The organism is Streptomyces sp. CA189, from assembly GCF_056428985.1.
In genome coordinates, this window is sequence record NZ_JBWJVM010000043.1 from 55,752 (window position 1) to 75,295 (window position 19,544).

The following is a 19,544-nucleotide window of genomic DNA, read 5'->3' on the forward strand; positions in this document are numbered from 1 at the left end:
TCGGCAGCCGACATATGTCGATAGCCGACCTATGGCGTCCCGGTCCCCCCACCGGCCTCCCCCAGGGGCCACACGTAGGGCCCCTGGGGATCGTCGAGCCAGGACCACTGCCCCGCTTCGCCGACCGTCACCCCGAAGCGCTCGCGCGCGGGCCGGCCCTCGCGCCGCCACAGGTCCAGCGCCTCCCTCGGGTGCAGCGCCCCCGAGGTGAGCACCAGCATGAACTGGAAGCGCTCGTTCTCCACCAGCTCGTACGGGAGCCCCTGCGGCATCCCGTACGTGCCCGGCGGCGCGGCCGTGGCCCCGCGCAGCGGCACGAAGTAGGCCGAGGTGTGCAGGAAGCGCCCCTCGGCGAACCCGGCGTCCCGCACCGTGAGCGCGATCAGCCCGGTAGACAGCGGGGCCAGGATCCGGGCCCCGGGCCGGCACTGGCCCAGCCAGGCGGGCGGGATCAGCGGGATCGTGCAGGTCACCAGGATCCGGTCGAAGGGGGCTCGGGCGGGGCAACCGCGCGCCCCGTCGCCCGTGACGACCGCCGGGTGGTAGCCGAGCCGGTCCAGGTGCCCGCGCGCCGACTCGGTGATCTCCTCGTCCAGGTCCACGGTGGTGACCAGCCCGTCTCCGAGCCGGTGGCACAGCAGGGCCGCGTTGTACCCGGTGCCCGCACCGATCTCCAGCACGTTGTCCCCGTCGCGCACGTCCAGGGCCTCCAGCATCTTCGCCATCAGCGAGGGCTGGCTGCTGGAGGAGACCAGCTCTCCGTCGCGCAGCCGGGTGGCGAGCGGGGCGTCCGTGTAGACCCCGCGCAGCCAGCGGGCCCGCAGTTCGGGGTCGGGGTCCTCCGCCCAGAGCCGCTCGTGTCCGGCGCCGCGGCCGGTGTAGAAGTACGGGACGAACACATGCCGGGGCACGGCGGCGAAGGCCGCCCGCCAGCGCGGGTCCTCCAGCGCCCCGGTGGCGGTCAGCTCCCGTACCTGGGCGGCGTGCGCGGTCTCCCGCACGTCGCGTACCTCGGCGTGTGCGCCCATGTCTCCACTGTCCTGCGGACACGTCCCGGGTGCGACCGCGCTGCGGCCCCGGGAGCAGGCCCGAGGGGCAGGTCCGAGGGGCAGGTCCTAGGACCGGGGTCCTCCGTCCGGGCGTCTGAGACGATGGTCGGGTGAATGAGATTCCGCGGGGCACGGTCCAGGAGCAGACCTTCTACGAACTGGTGGGCGGCGAGGACACCTTCCGCCGACTGGTCCACCGCTTCTACCAGGGGGTCGCCGAGGACCCGCTGCTGCGCCCGATGTACCCGGAGGGGGACCTCGGTCCCGCCGAGGAGCGGTTCGCGCTCTTCCTGATGCAGTACTGGGGCGGCCCGAACACCTACAGCGAGAACCGCGGCCACCCGCGCCTGCGCATGCGGCACGCGCCCTTCCAGGTGGACGCCGCCGCGCACGACGCGTGGCTGGCCCACATGCGGGTGGCGGTGGACGAGCTCGCCCTCGCGCCGGAGCACGAGGCGCAGCTGTGGCGGTACCTGACGTACGCCGCCGCGTCGATGATCAACACCGCGGGCTAGGGCGTACGGGATCCCGTGCGGGGATCCCGTACGGGACGGCCGGGCTAGACCGGCCGGACGAGCAGGGTGCCCAGGCCGCCCGGGCGGCGCGTGGCCACGGACCCGTACGGGGTGCGCAGCCGCAGCCAGCCCCCGGAGGCGAACAGCGCCACCAGTTCGGGGGCGCTGGCCCCGGCAGGTGCGGTGGTGGGCGCGGCGGGCACGGTGGACCGTACCGGCCGCAGGAAGCCCAGGGACTGCGCGGCGTGCACGGCGCGCAGCGGAAGTTCGGTGTCCCCCAGCGTGCGGGACCAGATCTCGCGGCCGATGCGGTCGCGCTCGGAGCGGGTCCGGTGCTGCGGGGGCAGGGCCTCGTCCCGGGCCCGGAACTCGGCGACGGCTGCGGCCAGGGCCTCGGCCATCTCCCCGGGGCCGGGCAGCCCGGCGACCGGGGTCCAGCCACCGCGGGGCGGCAGCACGCCGGCCCAGGGCGGTCCGGTGACGGCCGCGGGGACGACGGCGCCGGCCCGCTCGCCCTCGTCGACGGACTCCAGCAGCTCCCCGGCCGAGACGGTCAGGTCGAGCGGAGCGGAGACGGGCGCGGCGAGCCGCACCGTACGGACGGCCAGGACGTCGAAGGACGGCGGCCGCCCGAAGACGGCGAGCGCGCCGCCGCCGGCCTGCGCCTGCAGGCGGACGGCGGCGGCGCGGTCGTAGTGCACCAGCCGGCCCAGGAAGGCGGCGAGGTCGGCCGCCTCCCCGGAGTCGGCGAAGTGCAGCTGCTGGTTCATGCCGCGATGCCTCCGGCAGGGGCACCGGTCTTCGGCTGTGCCTTCGGCTCGTCCAGGTACTCCTGGAGGAAGAGCTTCTCCTCGGCCGTGATGCGGCGGGGCCGCCCCTCGGCGAGGTTGTAGGGCACGACCACGGTCTCGGCGCGCACGTAGACCGTCTCGGGCGCGTCCTCGGTCGCCTCGTCCTTGACCTCGTAGCGGATGGTCAGGGACGCGGCGCCTATCCGGGTCACCCAGGACTCGATGAGCACCGGCTCGTGGCGGTGCACGAGGGGCAGCTTGTAGTCGATCTCGTGGCGGGCCACGACGGAACCGCCCGTGAAGGACTCACTGCCCTCCCCCGGCGCGAGGCGGAACATGAAGTCGATCCGCGCCTCCTCCAGATAGCGGAGGAAGACGACGTTGTTGACGTGCCCGAAGGCATCCATGTCCGCCCAGCGGAGGGGGCATCGGTAGTGGTGTCTGGCCATGGCCCGTGTCCTCGGCCCTCAGCCTCGGGTGAGCTTCTTGTAGGTGGCACGGTGCGGACGGGTCGCGTCCGCGCCGAGCCGCTCGACCTTGTTCTTCTCGTACGACTCGAAGTTGCCCTCGAACCAGTACCACTTGGACTCGCCCTCGTACGCCAGGATGTGCGTGGCGACTCGGTCCAGGAACCAGCGGTCGTGGGAGATGACCACGGCCGCACCCGGGAACTCCAGGAGCGCGTTCTCGAGCGAGGACAGGGTCTCGACGTCGAGGTCGTTGGTGGGCTCGTCGAGGAGCAGCAGGTTGCCGCCCTCCTTGAGCGTCAGCGCCAGGTTGAGGCGGTTGCGCTCACCACCGGAGAGGATGCCGGCGGCCTTCTGCTGGTCCGGACCCTTGAAGCCGAACGCGCTGACGTACGCGCGGGACGGCATCTCGACCTGGCCGACGTTGATGTAGTCCAGCTCGTCCGACACGACGGCCCAGAGGGACTTCTTGGGGTCGATGTTGGCGCGGCTCTGGTCGACGTACGAGATCTTGACGGTCTCGCCGATCTTGACGGAGCCGGAGTCCGGGTCTTCGAGGCCCAGGAGCATCTTGAAGAGCGTGGTCTTGCCGGCGCCGTTCGGGCCGATGATGCCCACGATGCCGTTGCGCGGCAGCGTGAAGGACAGGTCGTCGACCAGGACCTTGTCACCGAACGCCTTGGAGAGGTTGTTGACCTCGACCACGATCGAGCCCAGACGCGGGCCCGGCGGGATCTGGATCTCCTCGAAGTCCAGCTTCCGCATCTTGTCCGCCTCGGCGGCCATCTCCTCGTAGCGCGCGAGGCGGGCCTTGGACTTGGTCTGACGCCCCTTGGCGTTGGACCGCACCCACTCGAGCTCTTCCTTGAGGCGCTTCTGGCGCTTCTCGTCCTTGCGGCCCTCGACCTTGAGACGGGTGGCCTTCTTCTCCAGGTAGGTGGAGTAGTTGCCCTCGTAGGGGTGCGCGCGGCCGCGGTCGAGCTCGAGGATCCACTCGGCGACGTTGTTCAGGAAGTACCGGTCGTGGGTCACGGCCACGACGGCGCCCTTGTACTGCGAAAGGTGCTGCTCCAGCCAGTTCACCGACTCGGCGTCGAGGTGGTTGGTGGGCTCGTCGAGGAGGAGCAGGTCCGGGGCCTCGATCAGCAGCTTGCAGAGCGCGACGCGGCGCTTCTCGCCACCGGAGAGGTTGGTGACGGGCCAGTCGCCGGGCGGGCAGCCCAGGGCGTCCATGGCCTGCTCCAGCTGGGCGTCGAGGTCCCAGGCGTTGGCGTGGTCCAGGACTTCCTGGAGCTTGCCCATCTCGTCCAGGAGCGCGTCGGTGTAGTCGGTCGCCATTTCCTCGGCGACCTCGTTGAAGCGCTTCAGCTTGGCCATGATGTCGGCGGCGCCGTCCTGGACGTTCTCCAGTACGGTCTTCGACTCGTCGAGCTTGGGCTCCTGCATGAGGATGCCGACGGTGAAGCCGGGAGACAGGTACGCCTCGCCGTTGGACGGCTGCTCCAGCCCCGCCATGATCTTGAGGACGGTGGACTTACCGGCGCCGTTCGGGCCGACCACACCGATCTTCGCGCCGGGCAGGAAGTTCAGGGTGACGTCATCAAGAATCACCTTGTCGCCGTGCGCCTTGCGCGTCTTGCGCATGGTGTAGATGAACTCAGCCAAGAGAAACCGTCCGGCAGATCGATGGGTGGGCAGATACACCCCATCTTGCCTGACGTCCATCCCCGGGGGGAAACCCGTTCGGCCCCGCGACCACCCGACCGAGGTCTGTGAAACCGCCCCGAGCCCTTGTGCCGCACGGCAGGATGCCATCGACGAGGGCGCGGCCGGGGGGCTGCGGCCGAGGTGGGGGGACGTATGGACAGCGGACTGATCGCGCTCGGGGCCGCCTTGGTCGGCGTGGCCGGAACTTTGCTGGCGACGGTGCTTTCGCAGCGGATGCTGGCGCGGGTGCAGGCTGCGCAGTTCGACCGGGAGCAGCTGGTGGACCGCACGCGGTGGCTGCGGGAACAGGAGCTGGCGGAGCTGGCCCGGCGGCGCGAGTGCTACGCGGCGGCGAACGCCGCGTACCGGCGCTATCGGATCGGCCTCATGTCCTTCCTGTGGCTCGTCCACAGGTCTCAGGTCACCCCGGAGGAGCGGGCCGCGCTGGAGGAGGTCCGCAACGTCCATCACACCGTCTTCGCGGAGGCCCAGATGATCGCTTCCGAGGCCGTACTCGCCCAGCTGGACATCATGACGCGGGGCATGGCGGGGGCCTACGCCCGCACGATGCGGCTGGCGGAGGGCACCCCGAATCCGGACGGCTCCTTCGAGGAGATCCACACCCGTCTCACCGAGCTCACGACGCGCGCCGACGTCATGCGGGGCGTGATGCGGGCCGATCTGGGCGTGGACGCCGTTGCGGTGGCGCGGCCGCCGTCCCCGCCCGGCCCGGCCCCGGGTCCGTGACGGCTGCCCGGACGGGGCGGGGCCGGGGCGGGCGGAGTCAGCGAGGGCGGTAGACCGTGAGGGCGTCCGGGAGCTCGTCGAGGACCAGGGCCTCGGGGGCCTGGGCGTACTCGCCGTCGTAGGCGAGCGGGGTGCCGGCGGGGATGTCGCCCACGCGCAGGCTGCGCAGCCGGGTGGCCACGTGGACCGGGGACCGGGTCAGCGGGCCCGCGAAGGCGGCGGCGAGCAGGCGGGGGCCGGGGCGGCCGCCGCCGTGGACGAGCCGGACGTCGAGCAGGCCCTCGCCCAGGCTCTTGCGGTAGCGGGGCGCCGGGCCCGTGCCCTGGTAGGTGCCGTTGCCCGCGAAGAGCAGCCAGACGCTGCGCGGCTTCCCGGCGAGCTTGAGCCGTACGGGGCGCTCGGCGCGCAGCACCCGCCAGGCCGCCAGGAGGGCGGCGGGGCCGCCTCCGATCCGGGGTGCCCAGCGGAGCCGGTGGCCGAGCAGTTCGGGGTAGGCCCCGATGCTGAAGTTGTTCAGGAAGTACCCGGCCCGGGTGTCCTCGGGGTCCGGGCCGGGGCCCGGGGTGAAGCGGCCGACGCCGATGTGGACCGCGTGGCCGGCCGCCACGGCACGGCAGGTGTCCTCGGTTCCCGCGAGGCCGAGGTCGAGCGCGAAGTGGTTGAGCGTGCCGCCGGGGAACACCGCCAGGGGGATCCCGGCGCGCAGCGCGGCGGTGGCGGCGGCGTTTATGGTGCCGTCGCCGCCGCACACGCCGAGCACGGTGGCCCGCTCGGCGGCCGCGGCCAGTTCCGCGGCGAGTTCCGGCCCCTCGCACTCGACGAGCTCGGCCTTCGGCAGCCGCTCCCGCAGCAGTACGTCGAGCCCCGCCGTGGCGGCCGTGCCGGATCCGGTGTTGACCACCACCGTGAGCCCGGCCCCGTCGGGCAGCGCGGGCGCCCCCGCGGCCGCCCGCTCGTCGCCGGGCACGATCCGTGCCTCCTCGACGTCCCGGGTGAGGCGGCGGACGACGAATCCGGCCGCCACCCCGAGGGCCGCGCCCGCAAGCACGTCCGAGGGGTAGTGCACGCCGGTGTACACGCGGGAGAACGCGACGGAGACGGCGACCGGAGCCAGTACGGCGCCCCAGAGCGGGGACTCCAGCGCCACTCCGGCGGTGAAGGCGAACGCGGACGCGGAGTGCCCCGACGGGAAGGAGGTGGTCCGCGGCTGCGTGGCGAGCTGCCGCACGGGGGGCACCCCGTCCAGCACCGGGCGCGGCCTGCGCACGGACCACTTGCCGACGGTGTTGATGGTCGCGGAGGCCAGCGTCAGCGACGCGGCCCCGCGCACGGCGGCCTTGCGGGCCCCGGCCGAGCCGAGGACGGCGATCCCCACGGCGGCCCCGCCCCACAGCAGCCCGTGGTTCGCGGCCCGCCCGAGCCGCGGCAGCACCCGGTCGGCCCCGGGCCAGTGCCGCCGGGCCACGACGTCGAACAGCCAACGGTCCCCTCGTGCGACCGCGCCCCGCCAGGTCAGCTCTTGATCAGCCATCCTCTGCCCCTACCCGAACCCCCGCATCCGAACCAGCCCCCACCCGGGCCGCCCGGAGTCCCCGCCCCTCCGGTCGCGGCGGAACGGCAGGCCCGGGCAGTCCTGACCCGGCCAGGCCCGGCGAGGCCCGGCGAGGCCCGGCGAGGCCCGGCGAGGCCCGGCGAGGCCCGGCGAGGCCCGACCAGAGCCGGCGAGGCACGGCCGGCACAAGGCCCGTGGTCGGCCCGGGGCCTGCAGGGGAGCGCCGGCTCTCCCTGCACGTCCCACTCCGGCCGTGCGTTCTACTCAGGCCGTGCGTCCTACTCCCGGTCCATCGACCGCTCCGGGCCCGGGCCGTCCTCCAAGGGGCGCTTGCGCAGGAGGAGGACGACCAGGCCGCCCAGGACGACCAGGCCCACCGCCAGGGAGGCGATCACCGGGGTGGCCGCCGAGCTGCCGCTGGCGGCCAGCCGTTCCTCGGAGGTGTCCGGATCCACGGCCGGGGCAGCCTCCGACAACGCGCCCGCCGCGCCCAGCGCGGTCATCGCCCCGCCCGAGGCCGCAACGTCGGCCGGCTGGTCGGCGGGGACCCGCGGCCACTTCCCCGTCGCCGTGGCCACGGCGGCGGACTCGCTGGAGCCGGCCACGATCTGGACCTGCGCCGGGACCCCGCTGGTGAAGACCCGGCCGACCGGCACGCGGGTGGACCCGCGGAGGGTGACTTCGGCGCTGCCGTCCGGCGTCCCCTCCGGCACCTCGAAGAACAGCTTCGCGCCGTTGACGGCGGAGGTGACCGGCAGGCCCTGGGCGTCCACCACCCGCACCCCCATGGCCACGGCCTCCGCGTCCGGGGTCACGCTCACGCTCTGCGCGCCCGTCCGCACGGTGACCGGCCCGATCCGGGTGCCCAGCGGCCCCGACACCTCGCCGGGATCCACCGCGAGCGACGCCGGCGGTTCGGGCAGCCGCCGCGCCTCCCGCTGGAGGTAGTCGGCCAGCTTCTCCGCCTCCGGGTCGACGGCCTCCACCCGTGCGCTCTCGGCCAGCCGCCAGATGGCCACCTGGGTCCCGGCCGCAGCGCTCTCCGCGGTGAGCGCTGCGGCTCCGGCCGCCTTGGCGAGCCCGGCCAGATCGTTCAGCTGGGGGTAGGAGTGCTCCAGGACCCAGCGGATCCGGCCCGCCTCGGCGTTCCCGGCGAGCGGCGTGCCGCTCCACCCGATCTCCGTGAACCGGGCCTGGGGCTGCGCGTTGCCCGTGAGGCCGACTCCGTACGTCTGGAGCATGCCGCCGCCGTCGACCCGCATCTCGTACAGCCCGGCCGGGATCTGCCGCACGGTTCCGTCCGTGCCGTGCAGGACGGCCTGTCCGTAGGTCTTCAGCCCGTCGAGGACGGCGCTCGCTCCCTCCGGCGTCCGGGGCGCGGCCGGGCCGGCGTCGGCGGCCGCCACCGCCCCCGGGGCCCCGGCCAGCGCGACGGCGAGCAGGGCCACCGCGATCGGCCGCCGCACGGAGTCCCGTATGGCCGCGGCGACCGTGGTGCGCGTCGCCGGTGCGTCGCAGGCCTGCGCCGCAGCGGGAACCGGAACACCGCCCGGAGCGCCGGCAGGAGCGCCGACAGGAGCAACGCCAACGGCGGCGGCAGGAGCGGAGGGTGCGGGAACGGCAATCGACACAGTCTTCCCCTTCGGGCCGAAGGCCCAGGTGCCCGTGAGTACCGGGGAATCCTAGCCTCCTCGAACACTCAGACCACCGCCGCCTTCTGAGTGCCCATCAGCGGCACGTCCGTCCTGACGACCCGCCGGAAGGCCGCCGTGCCGCGGTTCAGGTCGTGCCCGATGGCGGTCGCGTCGATGTTCGCCGAGAACCACCGGTTTCCCTCCCCGTCGGGCGGGTCCTCGCGCACCCGCAGCCTTCCGTGGACCACCAGCGGTTCACCGACGGACACGGATCCGGCGAGGTTCACGGCGAGGCCGCGCCGGGCCCACACCGTGTAGAAGCTGGTGGGCGCGTCCGCCCAGCTCTCCTTCTTCCGGTCGTAGTACCGCGGGGTGACCGCGAAGCGGAACCGGGCCGCCGGGCCGCTCGCCGTGTCCTTGTAGTCGATCTGCGTGGCCACGTAGCCCACCAGCGTCACTTGGGTGTCGTTCATCCCGGCCGTCCTTACCGGGGCCCGGCGGCGCTGCTCGACCACGCGCCGCCCGACCCGCATTTCCGTACCCGCACGGACCATCCGCACGAGGTACGACCATGCTGGCCCGGGCCGCCGCAACCCGCCGGAGCCTGTGGACTACTGACGGCTTGTGGACAACTTCGCCACCGTCGCGTACTGCTCGCGCACCTCCCGGTAGCGCAGCAGCTCCGCCGCCACCGGCTCCAGCACCCGGGCCCGCCCGCAGCCGGCGGCGGCCTCCCGCAGCCGCCGCTCCGCGTCCTGCCCGTAGCGCCGCGCCGGACCCCGGGCCCCGATCGAGCAGGCCCACTCCACCAGCGGTCCGCCGATGATGCCGGCCACCATCAGCAGGACCGGCGGCATCAGGCTCGGCTCCAGGACACCGACGATCTGCCCGACCAGCCACAGGCCGCCGTAGATCTGGAGCAGGGTCATGGCAGCCTGCGCCAGCACCGCCGCCGGCCACCACGAGGGCCGCGGCGGTCTGGTGCTGGGCATCGTGACCGCCGGCCCGAGGGTCACCGCGATCTCGTCCAGCGCCTGGGGGAGCCCTTCGGCGCCGCGGACCGCCGTCTCCCGTACGGCCTGCGCCCAGGGGTCGGGCAGGCCGAGGACCGCCTCGTCGGCGACGGTGCGCACGGCCTGTTCCACCCGCTGGCGGGCCGTCACCTCTTCCTCGACCGGCGCCTCGGAGGCCACCGGGGAACGCCCGATCGCCGCCAGGGCGGCGAGGCCGGCCAGCGAGCGCGGGGAGCGCCGGCTCTCGTACCAGCGCCACAGGCGCAGCCACGGGGTGCCGCAGGCCTTCCCGGCGTTGCGCCGCCAGGCCCGCTCGGCGGCCAGCCCGGCCGCGTACGCCCCGACCGCCTCGGCGAGCCGGTCCTCGAACTCGGCGCGCGCGGTCTCCCCGATCTCCGGCCCGGCGTGGCCGTCGGCCACGTAGAGCGGCCGCAGGCGGGCCGCGGCCTTGTCGACATCGGCGGAGATGCGGCGGGTCGCGGCGCCCTTCTCCTGGGTGAACTGTCCGAGCATCTCGCGCAGTTCCCCGACGCCTTCACCCGTAAGGGCGGAAAGTCCGATCACGGTGGCCCCGGGCTCGCCGTGTTCGCCGAGTGCGATCCCGTCGTCGTCGAGGAGCCGGCGCAGGTCGTCCAGTACGAGATCGGCGGATTCTCCGGGCAGCCGGTCCACCTGGTTCAGCACGACGAAGGTCACCTCGGCGTGCCCGGCCAGCGGCCGCAGGTACCGCTCGTGCAGGACGGCGTCCGCATACTTCTCCGGGTCCACCACCCACACGACCGCGTCGACCAGAGCCAGGACCCGGTCCACGTGGTCGCGGTGGGCGCCGACCGCCGAGTCCAGGTCGGGCAGGTCGACCAGGACCATGCCGCGCAGCACCTCGGCTTCCGAGGTCTCGCGGGGGCGGCGGCGCAGCCGTCCGGGGATCTCCAGCCGGTCGAGCAGTCCCGCGGCTCCGTCGGACCAACTGCACGCGATGGGTGCGGCGGTCGTCGGCCTGCGCAGCCCGGTCTCGGAGATCTGCACTCCGGCGAGCGAGTTGAAGAGCGTGGACTTGCCGCTTCCGGTGGCTCCGGCGATGGCGACGACGGTGTGCTGCGCCGACAGGCCGCGGCGCGCTGCCGCCTCGTCCAGTACGCGGCCGGCTTCGGCGAGGGTCTTTCCGTCGAGGATCCTGGTCCGGGACAGCCCGATGAGCTGGCGCAGCGCGTCGAGGCGGACGCGCAGGGCCTGCGCCTCGGGGCTGAGCGGGGGCGCGGGGGCCTTGCCGCCGTCACTTCCGGCGCCGGAAACCGCCCGTACGAGTGCTTCGTCGCCCTCCTCGTCCCCACTCGCGGGCCAGTCGTCTTCGCTGGTCCGGGGGCGCGAGCGGGCGATCAGTCCGTCGTCCCAGCGGTCGTCGGTGCGGTCGGTCAGGGCGGTCACCGCGTCACCTCTCCTTCTGCAGTACGGACAGCGCGGCGATCAGCTCGGCCTGGGGTTCGGGACTCACTTCGAGCGCTTCGATCGGGGCGAGGCGGCGGTCGCGTTCGGCGCGCAGCACCTGGTCGAGGTGCTCGGCTACGAGCTCGCCGCCCCGGTCGCGCAGCCGTACGGCGGCCTGCACTCCGATCCGCTCGGCGAGCTTCTCCCCGGCCGGCCGGGCCCGCTTGCCGCCGAGGAGGGCCGCGACCAGCAGGGCGGCGACCCCGTCGGGGTCGGGCGCGGGCTGCTTGTCGAGCCGCGCGACCTCTTCCTCGGCGAGTTCCTCCAGCACGCGCCGCCAGCGGCGTACGGCCATGCCGATACGTTCCGCCGCCTCGCGGTCGGGGGCGGGCAGGGAGACCGCGCCGGCGGCGGGCTCGCGCCGCCAGGCCTCCGCGATGCGTTCGTCGGCGGCGGCCACGGCGCACTGGAGCAGCGCCGCGAGGGATTCCGCGAGGGAGTCGAGCAGTTCGTCGGCGCTGGTGTCGAGCGGGTAGCCGCGCCAGCGGGTCAGCGCGTCGCCGGCGAGTACGGCGCCCCGGTCCAGGCGGCCCCGGACCCGCTTGCCCTCCCGCTTGTAGGCGTCCTCGACGGCGAAGGTCAGCCGTACGGCGGCGGCGTGCTGGGCCGCGACGGCCGACGCGAGCTCCGGCATCCGGCGTCCGAGGGAGTCGAGCGCGCCGAGCGCGGTGCGGCCGACGGCGTACTGGCGGGCGGCCGGGTCCTGCGCGTGGTGCGCGAGCCAGGCGAACAGCGGGGCCACGGCGCTGGCGGGCAGCAGCCCGCCCCCGCCGGCCGATTCGGGCAGTTCGGGGACCGTGAAGCGGGGCACCTCGCCCAGCCCGGCCCGGGTGAGCAGGGCGCCGTACTGCCGGGAGACCTCGGCGAGCACCTGGTGCGGGACCCGGTCCAGGACGGTGACGAGGGTGGCCTTGTACTGCTTGGCGGTGCGCAGGAGGTGCCAGGGCACGGCGTCGGCGTACCGCGAGGCGGTCGTGACCATCACCCAGACGTCCGCGGCGCAGATGAGCTGGGCGGCGAGCGTCCGGTTGTCGACCACGAGGGAGTCGATGTCGGGGGCGTCGAGGATGGCGAGGCCGCGGGGCAGGGTGGAGACGGTCTCGATCCGCACCTCGCGGGTGGTGGACGGGTATCCGCGTCCGTGTCTGTCACCCGGCCGGCGGGAGGCCGTCCGGGCGGACGCGGGGGTGTCTTCGTCGTCCTGGGGGGCCCAGACCCGCATCAGATCGGGCAGCACCCGCACCCCGGCGAACCAGTGGTGGTCATCCGGGTGGCAGACGAGGACGGGGGTGCGCGTGGTGGGCCGGAGCACTCCGGCTTCACTCACTTGGCGCCCCACGAGGGAGTTGACGAGGGTGGACTTACCGGCCCCGGTGGACCCGCCGACGACGGCGAGCAGCGGCGCCTCCGGCGCCTTCAGCCGGGGTACGAGATAGTCGTCGAGCTGCGCGAGCAGCTCGGCTCTGGTCTGGCGGGCGCGGGGGGCGCCGGGCAGGGGCAGCGGCAGACGCACGGACGCGACCCGGTCGCGCAGGGCGGACAGGGCATCGAGCAGCTGAGGCCGAACATCCAAGGTCACCACATGCGAAGAATGCCCAATTTAGGAGCATTTTTGAAGCTTATACGTCCTCTGCGCGCCGAGCGCGACTCCAGCAGGCACATCCCGGACACAGCGGACGAGTGGGGCGCAGGCATAACGAGTGCACAACACCCAGGGCGCCACGGCGCAAAAGCGGTGCGCGAATCGCACCTGCCTGCGATTATCGGGACCGCTTCACCGAACCTCCACATCGTGGCACGCGGGTGAAGCAACCGGGACAAGGCAACCGGAGCCCTATCCTTGACCCGGCACGGACCACAGCCCCACCCCCATCAAGGGGCTCCAGGCCACCACGGCCACCTTCCGGCCCCCGTAGCTCAGTGGATAGAGCAGGTGCCTTCTAAGCACTTGGCCGCAGGTTCGAGTCCTGCCGGGGGCACTTCTTGTCCACCACCCCGAGGGCTGTCTCCCCGGAGGGCTTTCACCCAGGTCAGCGGCACTTTAGCGCGACCTCCGTAGCGTTCGCGTAAACCCCTTCGCCATCCCTTGGCCGCTCCACCACCCCTTGCGGCGGGGTCCGCAGCCCTGCTCAACGGCGAGGCGGCGGTCACGCGTTCACCCCCGGTGCGGTCGGGCGGGGGCGGAGCAGGGCGAACGCGGCCCACACCAGCCATGCCGTGCCACCGAAACGGACGACGGGCAGCAGGTAGCCGAAGCCGAAGACGACGAGCGTGAGGGTGGCGGCCAGTCCGGCGGCGGCGATGACGAACCCGGTGACGAGGCAGGCGCGCGGCAGGAGCCCGCTCCCGCGGGCCGCCAGGCAGGTGCCTGCCGCCAGGAGGGCGAAGGACACGGCGTACCCGAGACCGCCGGCGAGGAAGGACAGGTCCGCCAGGGCGCGGGCAAGGTCCGCGGGCGCCTCTTCCGGAAGCCGGCCCAGGGTCCAGCTGAGCGCGGCGCTGGAGGCCAGCGCGCCACTGGCCAGCAGTCCGCCGGCGAGCGCCGTCGCCGGGGCGGCGCCCTGATCCCGCCCCTGCCCCCGCCGCACCAGCCGGGCCAGGGTGGCGGCGGCGGGCACCATGAGCACGGCGGCGACGAGCAGTAGGAAGGCGCCCAGGTCGATCGCCGTGCCGTGGTCGCGCACGTACTGGCTCAGGATGTCGCGGCCGGGGGTGCCGGGCCGCGGGGCGGCGAGGTTGGTGACGACGTACGCGGCGGTGAGTGCGGCGTAGGAGAGCGCGACGGTGAGCAGCGCGACGGCTCCGCGCGGGCGCGGGGCCGCGCCCCGGAGCGGGGCCGTGCGGGGCTCGGTGGTTGATGTGGGCATGACAGCTCCTGGTTCGTCGGTGAAGGGATTCGTCGTGGGACCCGGGACCCCGGCGCGGGCGGTGTGGGCAGGGGCCCCGGTGACAGTCAGAATGCCGCTGCGACAGCGGCGCGGTCGTCCGGCAGCGGGAGGCGGTGCCACTACTCCGCGGGGAGTAGGCGCACCGGGACGGGCGCGAAGTCCCGCGGCAGTCGCCCCTGTTCGTCGGGGTGATCTTCCATCGTGGCGGGGGCAGTCGTCAGGCGTCGGGCGCTGCGGGGAGCGGCGAGCCCGCCAGGGGAGTGAAGTCGAGGTAGGTGACCTCATAGACGCGCTCGGCGAACTTCCAACCGTCGGGGGTGCGCTGGTACCGGTCGTGGTACACGGCGTGGTTCGCGTGTGAGCTGCCGTCGCGCATGCGCCCGAACTCCTGGACGTACGCACGGCCGACCGCGATGTCACCGTCCAACTGGATGGTGCCGGGGTGGACGTTCTGCACGAAGAACTCCCAGAGGCCCTGCCCCCACTCGACCCCGGCGCGGATCTCGTCCCGGCCGACGAACTCCTTGCCGATGTGTGGCCACCGCAGTGCGCCGGCGGGGGTGAACAGCGATTCGACGCGGTCGTAGTCGCGCCTCATCACCGCGTCGCTGAGCTCGCCGCGCAGGGCTTCGATCTCGAAGCGGTCGGCGATGGGCTGAGGGATGCTCGTCGAATTGCTCATCGGGGTCCCTTCTTTGTCGGCTTCCTTGTCGTCCAGCATCAAGGGAGGTCATACACGGAACAACGTAGGGTTCGTGGGGCGATCGATAACGCTGGAGTTATTCGTGGAGCTACGAGACATCGAGATCTTCCTGACGTTGGCCGAGGAGCTGCACTTCGGCCGGACTGCCGAACGGCTCCACGTGTCCCAGGCGCGCGTCAGTCAGGCCATCAGCAAGCAAGAGCGGCGCATCGGCGCGGCATTGTTCGACCGCACCAGTCGGCGCGTGGCCCTGACCCCGGTCGGCCGGCGCCTCCGCGAAGATCTGCAGCAGGCCCACGACCTCCTCCAAGCGGGACTCGCCCGCGCCGAGGCGGCGGGTCTGGGCGCGGGGCGGATACGGCTGGGCGTCATCGGCATGCTCGGATACGAACTGCGTCCTCTCCTCGACGCGTTCCGCGGCCGCCATCCCGGCAGCGACGTGCAGTTCACCGAAGTCGTGGGCAGCGACCCGTTCACCTCGCTGCGCACCGGGGAGACGGACGTGAACGTGCTGTGGCTGCCCGTGGCCGAACCGGACCTCACCATCGGCCCCACCGTGGCCACCGGAGGCCGCGTTCTGGCCGTGCCGGCAGGGCATGCGCTGGCCGGTCTCGGCACTGCGTCCCTGGAAGATCTCGCCGACAACCACGTCGCCGACCTCGGCCCCGACGCACCCGAGTACTGGATCGCGTCCATGGTCCCCACACGCACGCCGCTCGGCCGCCGAATCCCCCGCGGCCCGGCCGCGCACACCTTCCACGAGATCCTCGCCCTGGTGGCCGCCGGACTGTGCGTCCACCCGCTGGGCGTGCTCGCCGCCCGCTACAACAGTCATCCGGGCATCGTCTTCGTTCCCCTCCACGACGCCCCCGACCTCCAGTTGGCCCTGATCTGGCGCTCCACCGCCGACAGCCCCACCATCCGCGCACTGGCCCGGACCGCCGCTGACGTCGGCCCCGTCTCACTGTGACCACACCGGGCGGTGGCGTTGGCAGTGGCGGTGGCGGTGGCGGTGGTGGTGGCAGGGGCGTAGGTCCGGAGGGCTATTCGAAGGCCTTCACGGCCTGGTGGTAGGTCCACGCGGTGCCGTCGCAGGAGGCCTTGCGGGCGCCCGAGTAGCGTGCGCAGACCTGCTTCAGGTCGGAGTGGAACATGTCGTCCAGCCGGGTCTTGGCCGCTTGGAACTCCCCCGCCGCCTTGTAGTTGCGGTAGCCGAAGTCGTGCCGGGCACAGGCCGTCCGGAAGGGGAAGCCGAAGGGGTTGTCCGGGGACGTGGTGCAGTAGTCCGTGGACCAGTCGAAGCCGTACGGGTCCCACTCGCCCCGGTTCCCGCGCGCCGCGACCCAGGCGCTCTGGCTGACCGCGCCCGGCTGCGTCCAGCCGCTGAGCACCTGAGGTTTGTCCTCCGGAAGCAGCGGGGCCTGCCGAGCCGCGGACGCCGCCGGCGCGAGGGCCAGTACGGCCGCCAGGGCGCCGGCGACGAGAGCGGATGCCCTGGCTCCGGCCCGGGCGGGAGGCTGGGCGGGGGGCTGGGCGGGTGGTGCGGGGGCGTGACGGTGGGGCACGCACCCTCTAACGAGGGGTGCCACCACGGGTGTCGGCGTGGCACCCGAGGGCGCCAGGACCGCCGCCCGTGCCCTCCCCTACCGGGAGTCGACGGACTCCGGATGGATCCTGACCTGCGCCGGAGCGCGGGACCGGTACTCAGGTATGAGCCGATGTCACTCTTCCGGCAGAGATTCGGTTGGTCCTCGGGAGGGACGCGGACTACGGCCGCCGCCGCGAATACTCGTAGACATGAACCGCCGTCCTCTCGTCATCGTCGCCGCCACCGCGGGAGTCCTCGCCACCGCTGCCATCGCCCTGCCCAACCTCCCGCCCAACCCCCTGACCGACGCGATCAACGACCAGGTGTTCAAGGAGAAGGGCATGCGCTTCGCGACGGCCGCCGACGCTCCGACGCGCGGGGAGCCGGCGCGCGGGGAGGCTACGTGGGTGCTGCCGCGCTGGGTGCCGAAGGACGCGACCGACGTGCGAATAATGGCGCGCACCGACGGTGAGGCGCGGCTGCTCCGCTTCACGCTGGGCGCGACCCCGCTGGACGGCCCGCAGTGCTCGGCGGGCACGCCGAGCAAGCACGCGGGGACGGCTCTGGAGGCCAAGTGGTGGCCGGCCGGCACCAGCTCCGAGGAGCGGCCCGAGTGCCGTGGCGCCCACCAGTACCAGGTCACGGTGCGCGGCAGGCAGGTCTACGCCTGGACCGACGGCACCCCGTCTCCCGGGGCGGGTGCGCAGGACGGCACCCCGGTCCGGCAGGTGTCGGCCACGACCCCCTGATCGGGGCCGCCCGGGGTGTCAGCGAGGTGTGCGCAGCTCGCGGGCAGCCGAGAGTTCCGTGAGACGGGCCCAGTGGGGGCGCAGCCAGTCCTCCGGTGAGGCGGCCGTCGGCAGGCCCGCCGGCAGGCTGTCGTGGAAGGCCGTGGTCTCCGGTTCGACGGCCCGGTGGTGCGTCAGGATCCGCGTTTCCCCGGGGCCCTCCGAAGCCACGACCACGCTCCGCAGGAACATGGCGTTGGCCACCAGCAGCCATTGCGGCAGGCCCGGATCGGCGCCGGAGCCGGCTCCGTTGCCGCTCGACAGCGCCCACGGGTCCGGGGCCACGTACCGCACCCGCCCGACGCCGGTGAACTCGGCAGCCGCCGCGCACATCGAGCACGGCTCCTGGGTGCTCCACAGCGTCGCCGCGCCCAGGTCCCAGCCCGTGCGGGCGGCCCCCAGCGCGTTCATCTCGGCGTGCGCGAGCGGCGTCCCGCGCAGCGGCCCGACGCCCGGGCCGTCCTCGTACGCCTCGTTGCGCCCCTCGGCGACCGGCTGCCCGTCGGCGTCCGTCAGCACCGCTCCCACCGCAAGGCCTCCGGCCGCGAGCGCCTCGTAGGCGAGGGCGAGCGCCCTCCGCAGAGGCTCGGGCGCAGCGCACCAAGCCGTGTCGAAACCCTGCTCCCCGTTACCCATCCGGCCATTATCGCCACCGCCCTCCACCGCATCTTGGCCGCCCCGCCGCCCGGTCGCCGGCCCTTCGCCGCCCCTCGCGCGCCGCCTTCGTCGCCACCTCGCCGCCGCCCTCGCCGCCGCCCTCGTCGCCGCCCCGCCGCCCGTTCGCCGCCCCCTCGCCGCCCCTCGCGCGCCGCCTTCGTCGCCACCTCGCCGCCCCTCGCGCGCCACCTTCGTCGCCACCCCGCCGCCCGTTCGCCGGCAGCCTTCGGCACCTCGCCCAACGCCACTCTCGGCACCCCTCCGGCCGTTCTCTCGGCAGCCCTCCCGACGCCCCTCCGGCAGTTCTCCGTGCATCCCTCCTGACACCCCTCCGACACCCATTCCGGCACTTCCCTCAGCCCCCTCCCGACACCCCTCCCGACACTTCCCTCGACGCTTCTCCCGACACCGCCGTCGGCACCGCTTCCAGCACCTGGCCAACACCCTCTCGGCACCACCATCGGCCCCCTCTCGGCACCTCTTTCGGCACTGCCACCGGCACCCCTTCCGCCACCCCTCCCAGCCCCCTCGGCGCCGCCATCGCCCCATCCCAGCCCCCTCCAAGTCACTCCCCTCGGCACCGCCATCGCCCTCTCCTGGCCCCTCCCTCAGCACTGCCATCGGCAGGCTGCCCGCCAGCCCGTTCGGCGGTGCCATCGGCACCCCTTTCGGCACCTCGCTCGGCGCCGCCGTCGGCAGCGCTATCGTCACCGCCATGGACATCCGCCCCGCCCGCACCGTCGCCGAACTCCAAGCCGCGGAAGCCCTCTTCGACGGCCCCGGCCGCGAGGACTGGTCACAGCGGTTCCTCGCCGCCCCGGGGCACCTGATGCTGATCGCCTACGTGGACCGCGTACCCGTCGGCATGGTCTCCGGCATCGAGATGATCCACCCCGACAAGGGCACCGAGATGTGCCTCTACGAGCTCTCCGTGGACGAGGCCCACCGCCGGCGGGGCCTCGGCCGGGCCCTGACCGAGGCGCTCGCCGCCGAGGCCGAGTCGCGCGGCTGCTACGGCATGTGGGTGGGCGTCGACACCGACAACGAGGCCGCGCTGGCCACGTACGGGGCGGCCGGCGCCCGCGACGAGGGCGTCTTCAGGATGCTCGGCTGGCCCTTCGCCCGCTAGACCCTGTCCGCCGGATCCGACGGATCGGATTGCGTCGTCCGGTGCCGGGCGCCGCGGGCCCGGTCTGATGCGGAGGACACGCCCTAGCCGCCCACCGCCCCTGGGGCGGCGTGTCGTGGGGCCAGTCGGCGCACCCTCCGCGCGGTCGGCCCGTGCCTCGCCGAGCATCGGCGGCATGACCGCATTCACCGCGCTGCTCCCGGCCGCCGCCCTGCTGGCGGCGGCCACCGCCCTGCCGCCGTACGCCGCCACCGCCGCAGCCGCCGACGCCCCCACCGCCCCCTACGTCGTCGTCCTCAAGGACGGCACCACCCGCGCCTCCGCGGTCGCCGCCACCCGTGCCCTCGCCGCCGAGGCCGAGGCCGCCGGTGACCGGGTCGGGGCCGTCTACGACACCGTCCTGAGCGGCTTCGCCGTCCGTACCACCGCCGCCCGAGCCGCCGAACTCGCGGCCGATCCCCGGGTGGCCTCCGTGGAGCCCGACGCCCTTTTCCGGATCAACGACACCCCGGTCGGCGGCACCCCCGCCAGCGCCACTCCGACCGACGGCACCCCCGCCGGCGGCACGCCCGCCACCAGCACCCCGGTCACCAGCACCCCGGCCCACGGCAGGCCGGTCAACGGCACCCCGCTCGACGCCACTGCCGCCAGCGGCACCCCCGCCAGCGCCACCCCGGGCAGCGACACACCGCCGGACGGCGCCCCGGGCACCGGCACGCCCGCCAGCAGCACCCCGCTCGACGACACCGAGGTCGACGACCCCCCCCTCGGCGACACCCCCGCCCCGCCCCTCGCCCCGACCCGCGGCCCGCCCCGCGGGCAGACCCCCGC

At 73.8% G+C, this 19,544-nt stretch carries 19 protein-coding genes and 1 tRNA gene; 7 read left to right on the plus strand and 13 right to left on the minus strand.

The window, feature by feature from the left end:
- Positions 1 to 29 precede the first annotated feature (29 nt).
- A complete protein-coding gene (locus AC061S_RS27475; RefSeq protein ID WP_478688562.1) occupies positions 30 to 1,028 on the minus strand; it encodes a methyltransferase domain-containing protein in 999 nt (332 codons plus the stop codon).
- A gap of 131 nt (positions 1,029 to 1,159) precedes the next feature.
- Here AC061S_RS27475 and AC061S_RS27480 point away from each other — a divergent pair, with 131 nt between their 5' ends.
- Positions 1,160 to 1,564 (plus strand): globin, encoded by a 405-nt coding sequence (locus AC061S_RS27480; protein WP_243334938.1) that lies wholly within the window; start codon positions 1,160 to 1,162, stop codon positions 1,562 to 1,564.
- A 44-nt stretch (positions 1,565 to 1,608) separates the two neighbouring features.
- On the opposite strand, the gene AC061S_RS27485 is transcribed toward AC061S_RS27480, so the two are convergent.
- From AC061S_RS27485 to ettA, 3 genes are read right to left on the minus strand one after another with little or no spacing between them, the layout of a single operon-like run.
- Positions 1,609 to 2,334: a DUF8010 domain-containing protein gene (locus AC061S_RS27485; protein ID WP_478688563.1), complete on the minus strand. Its 726-nt coding sequence runs from the start codon at positions 2,332 to 2,334 to the stop codon at positions 1,609 to 1,611.
- A complete protein-coding gene (locus tag AC061S_RS27490; RefSeq protein WP_250739530.1) occupies positions 2,331 to 2,804 on the minus strand; it encodes an acyl-CoA thioesterase in 474 nt (157 codons plus the stop codon). The genes AC061S_RS27485 and AC061S_RS27490 overlap by 4 nt, the downstream gene beginning before the upstream one ends.
- An 18-nt stretch (positions 2,805 to 2,822) precedes the next feature.
- Positions 2,823 to 4,487, minus strand: a complete 1,665-nt coding sequence (gene ettA, locus AC061S_RS27495; protein WP_478688564.1) for an energy-dependent translational throttle protein EttA — start codon at positions 4,485 to 4,487, stop codon at positions 2,823 to 2,825.
- A gap of 195 nt (positions 4,488 to 4,682) precedes the next feature.
- Here ettA and AC061S_RS27500 point away from each other — a divergent pair, with 195 nt between their 5' ends.
- Positions 4,683 to 5,276: a hypothetical protein gene (locus tag AC061S_RS27500; RefSeq protein ID WP_478688565.1), complete on the plus strand. Its 594-nt coding sequence runs from the start codon at positions 4,683 to 4,685 to the stop codon at positions 5,274 to 5,276.
- A 37-nt stretch (positions 5,277 to 5,313) separates the two neighbouring features.
- Here AC061S_RS27500 and AC061S_RS27505 read toward each other — a convergent pair whose 3' ends face one another.
- The 5 genes from AC061S_RS27505 to AC061S_RS27525 form a co-directional block, all read right to left on the minus strand.
- Positions 5,314 to 6,807, minus strand: a complete 1,494-nt coding sequence (locus tag AC061S_RS27505) for a phosphatase PAP2 family protein (RefSeq protein ID WP_478688566.1) — start codon at positions 6,805 to 6,807, stop codon at positions 5,314 to 5,316.
- Positions 6,808 to 7,106: 299 nt separating this feature from the next.
- On the minus strand, positions 7,107 to 8,294 hold the full coding sequence (locus AC061S_RS27510) for a thioester domain-containing protein (protein WP_478688567.1): 1,188 nt from the start codon (positions 8,292 to 8,294) through the stop codon (positions 7,107 to 7,109).
- A gap of 233 nt (positions 8,295 to 8,527) precedes the next feature.
- Positions 8,528 to 8,935 carry a single-stranded DNA-binding protein gene (locus tag AC061S_RS27515; protein WP_478688568.1) on the minus strand — a complete coding sequence of 136 codons (408 nt, stop codon included), beginning with the start codon at positions 8,933 to 8,935 and terminating at the stop codon, positions 8,528 to 8,530.
- Positions 8,936 to 9,073: 138 nt separating this feature from the next.
- On the minus strand, positions 9,074 to 10,900 hold the full coding sequence (locus tag AC061S_RS27520) for a GTPase (protein WP_478688569.1): 1,827 nt from the start codon (positions 10,898 to 10,900) through the stop codon (positions 9,074 to 9,076).
- 4 nt (positions 10,901 to 10,904) lie between these two features.
- The gene (locus tag AC061S_RS27525) at positions 10,905 to 12,533 is read right to left on the minus strand and encodes a dynamin family protein (RefSeq protein WP_478688570.1); all 1,629 of its coding nucleotides are present in this window, start codon (positions 12,531 to 12,533) and stop codon (positions 10,905 to 10,907) included.
- A 333-nt stretch (positions 12,534 to 12,866) separates the two neighbouring features.
- On the opposite strand from AC061S_RS27525, the gene AC061S_RS27530 reads away from it, so the two are divergent.
- A tRNA-Arg gene (locus AC061S_RS27530) sits at positions 12,867 to 12,939 on the plus strand.
- A gap of 168 nt (positions 12,940 to 13,107) precedes the next feature.
- On the opposite strand, the gene AC061S_RS27535 is transcribed toward AC061S_RS27530, so the two are convergent.
- Together AC061S_RS27535 and AC061S_RS27540 are read right to left on the minus strand one after the other, a co-directional pair.
- Positions 13,108 to 13,827, minus strand: coding sequence for a DUF4386 domain-containing protein (locus tag AC061S_RS27535; protein ID WP_478688571.1), 720 nt, complete (start codon positions 13,825 to 13,827; stop codon positions 13,108 to 13,110).
- A gap of 238 nt (positions 13,828 to 14,065) precedes the next feature.
- Positions 14,066 to 14,530: a YybH family protein gene (locus tag AC061S_RS27540; RefSeq protein WP_478688572.1), complete on the minus strand. Its 465-nt coding sequence runs from the start codon at positions 14,528 to 14,530 to the stop codon at positions 14,066 to 14,068.
- A gap of 103 nt (positions 14,531 to 14,633) precedes the next feature.
- Between AC061S_RS27540 and AC061S_RS27545 the strand changes: the two genes are divergently transcribed.
- Entirely contained in the window at positions 14,634 to 15,521 is an 888-nt protein-coding gene (locus AC061S_RS27545) for a LysR family transcriptional regulator (protein WP_478688573.1), read from the plus strand.
- Positions 15,522 to 15,594: 73 nt separating this feature from the next.
- Here the strand turns inward: AC061S_RS27545 and AC061S_RS27550 are convergent, their stop codons facing one another.
- Positions 15,595 to 16,020 carry a phospholipase gene (locus AC061S_RS27550; RefSeq protein WP_478688583.1) on the minus strand — a complete coding sequence of 142 codons (426 nt, stop codon included), beginning with the start codon at positions 16,018 to 16,020 and terminating at the stop codon, positions 15,595 to 15,597.
- A gap of 328 nt (positions 16,021 to 16,348) precedes the next feature.
- Between AC061S_RS27550 and AC061S_RS27555 the strand changes: the two genes are divergently transcribed.
- Positions 16,349 to 16,888, plus strand: a complete 540-nt coding sequence (locus AC061S_RS27555) for a hypothetical protein (RefSeq protein ID WP_478688574.1) — start codon at positions 16,349 to 16,351, stop codon at positions 16,886 to 16,888.
- A gap of 18 nt (positions 16,889 to 16,906) precedes the next feature.
- On the opposite strand, the gene AC061S_RS27560 is transcribed toward AC061S_RS27555, so the two are convergent.
- Positions 16,907 to 17,563, minus strand: a complete 657-nt coding sequence (locus AC061S_RS27560; protein ID WP_478688575.1) for a nucleoside deaminase — start codon at positions 17,561 to 17,563, stop codon at positions 16,907 to 16,909.
- Between the two features lie 736 nt (positions 17,564 to 18,299).
- Between AC061S_RS27560 and AC061S_RS27565 the strand changes: the two genes are divergently transcribed.
- Entirely contained in the window at positions 18,300 to 18,713 is a 414-nt protein-coding gene (locus tag AC061S_RS27565) for an N-acetyltransferase family protein (RefSeq protein WP_478688576.1), read from the plus strand.
- A gap of 175 nt (positions 18,714 to 18,888) precedes the next feature.
- Positions 18,889 to 19,544: protease inhibitor I9 family protein (locus tag AC061S_RS27570; RefSeq protein WP_478688577.1), on the plus strand; the 656-nt coding region annotated here is incomplete at its 3' end.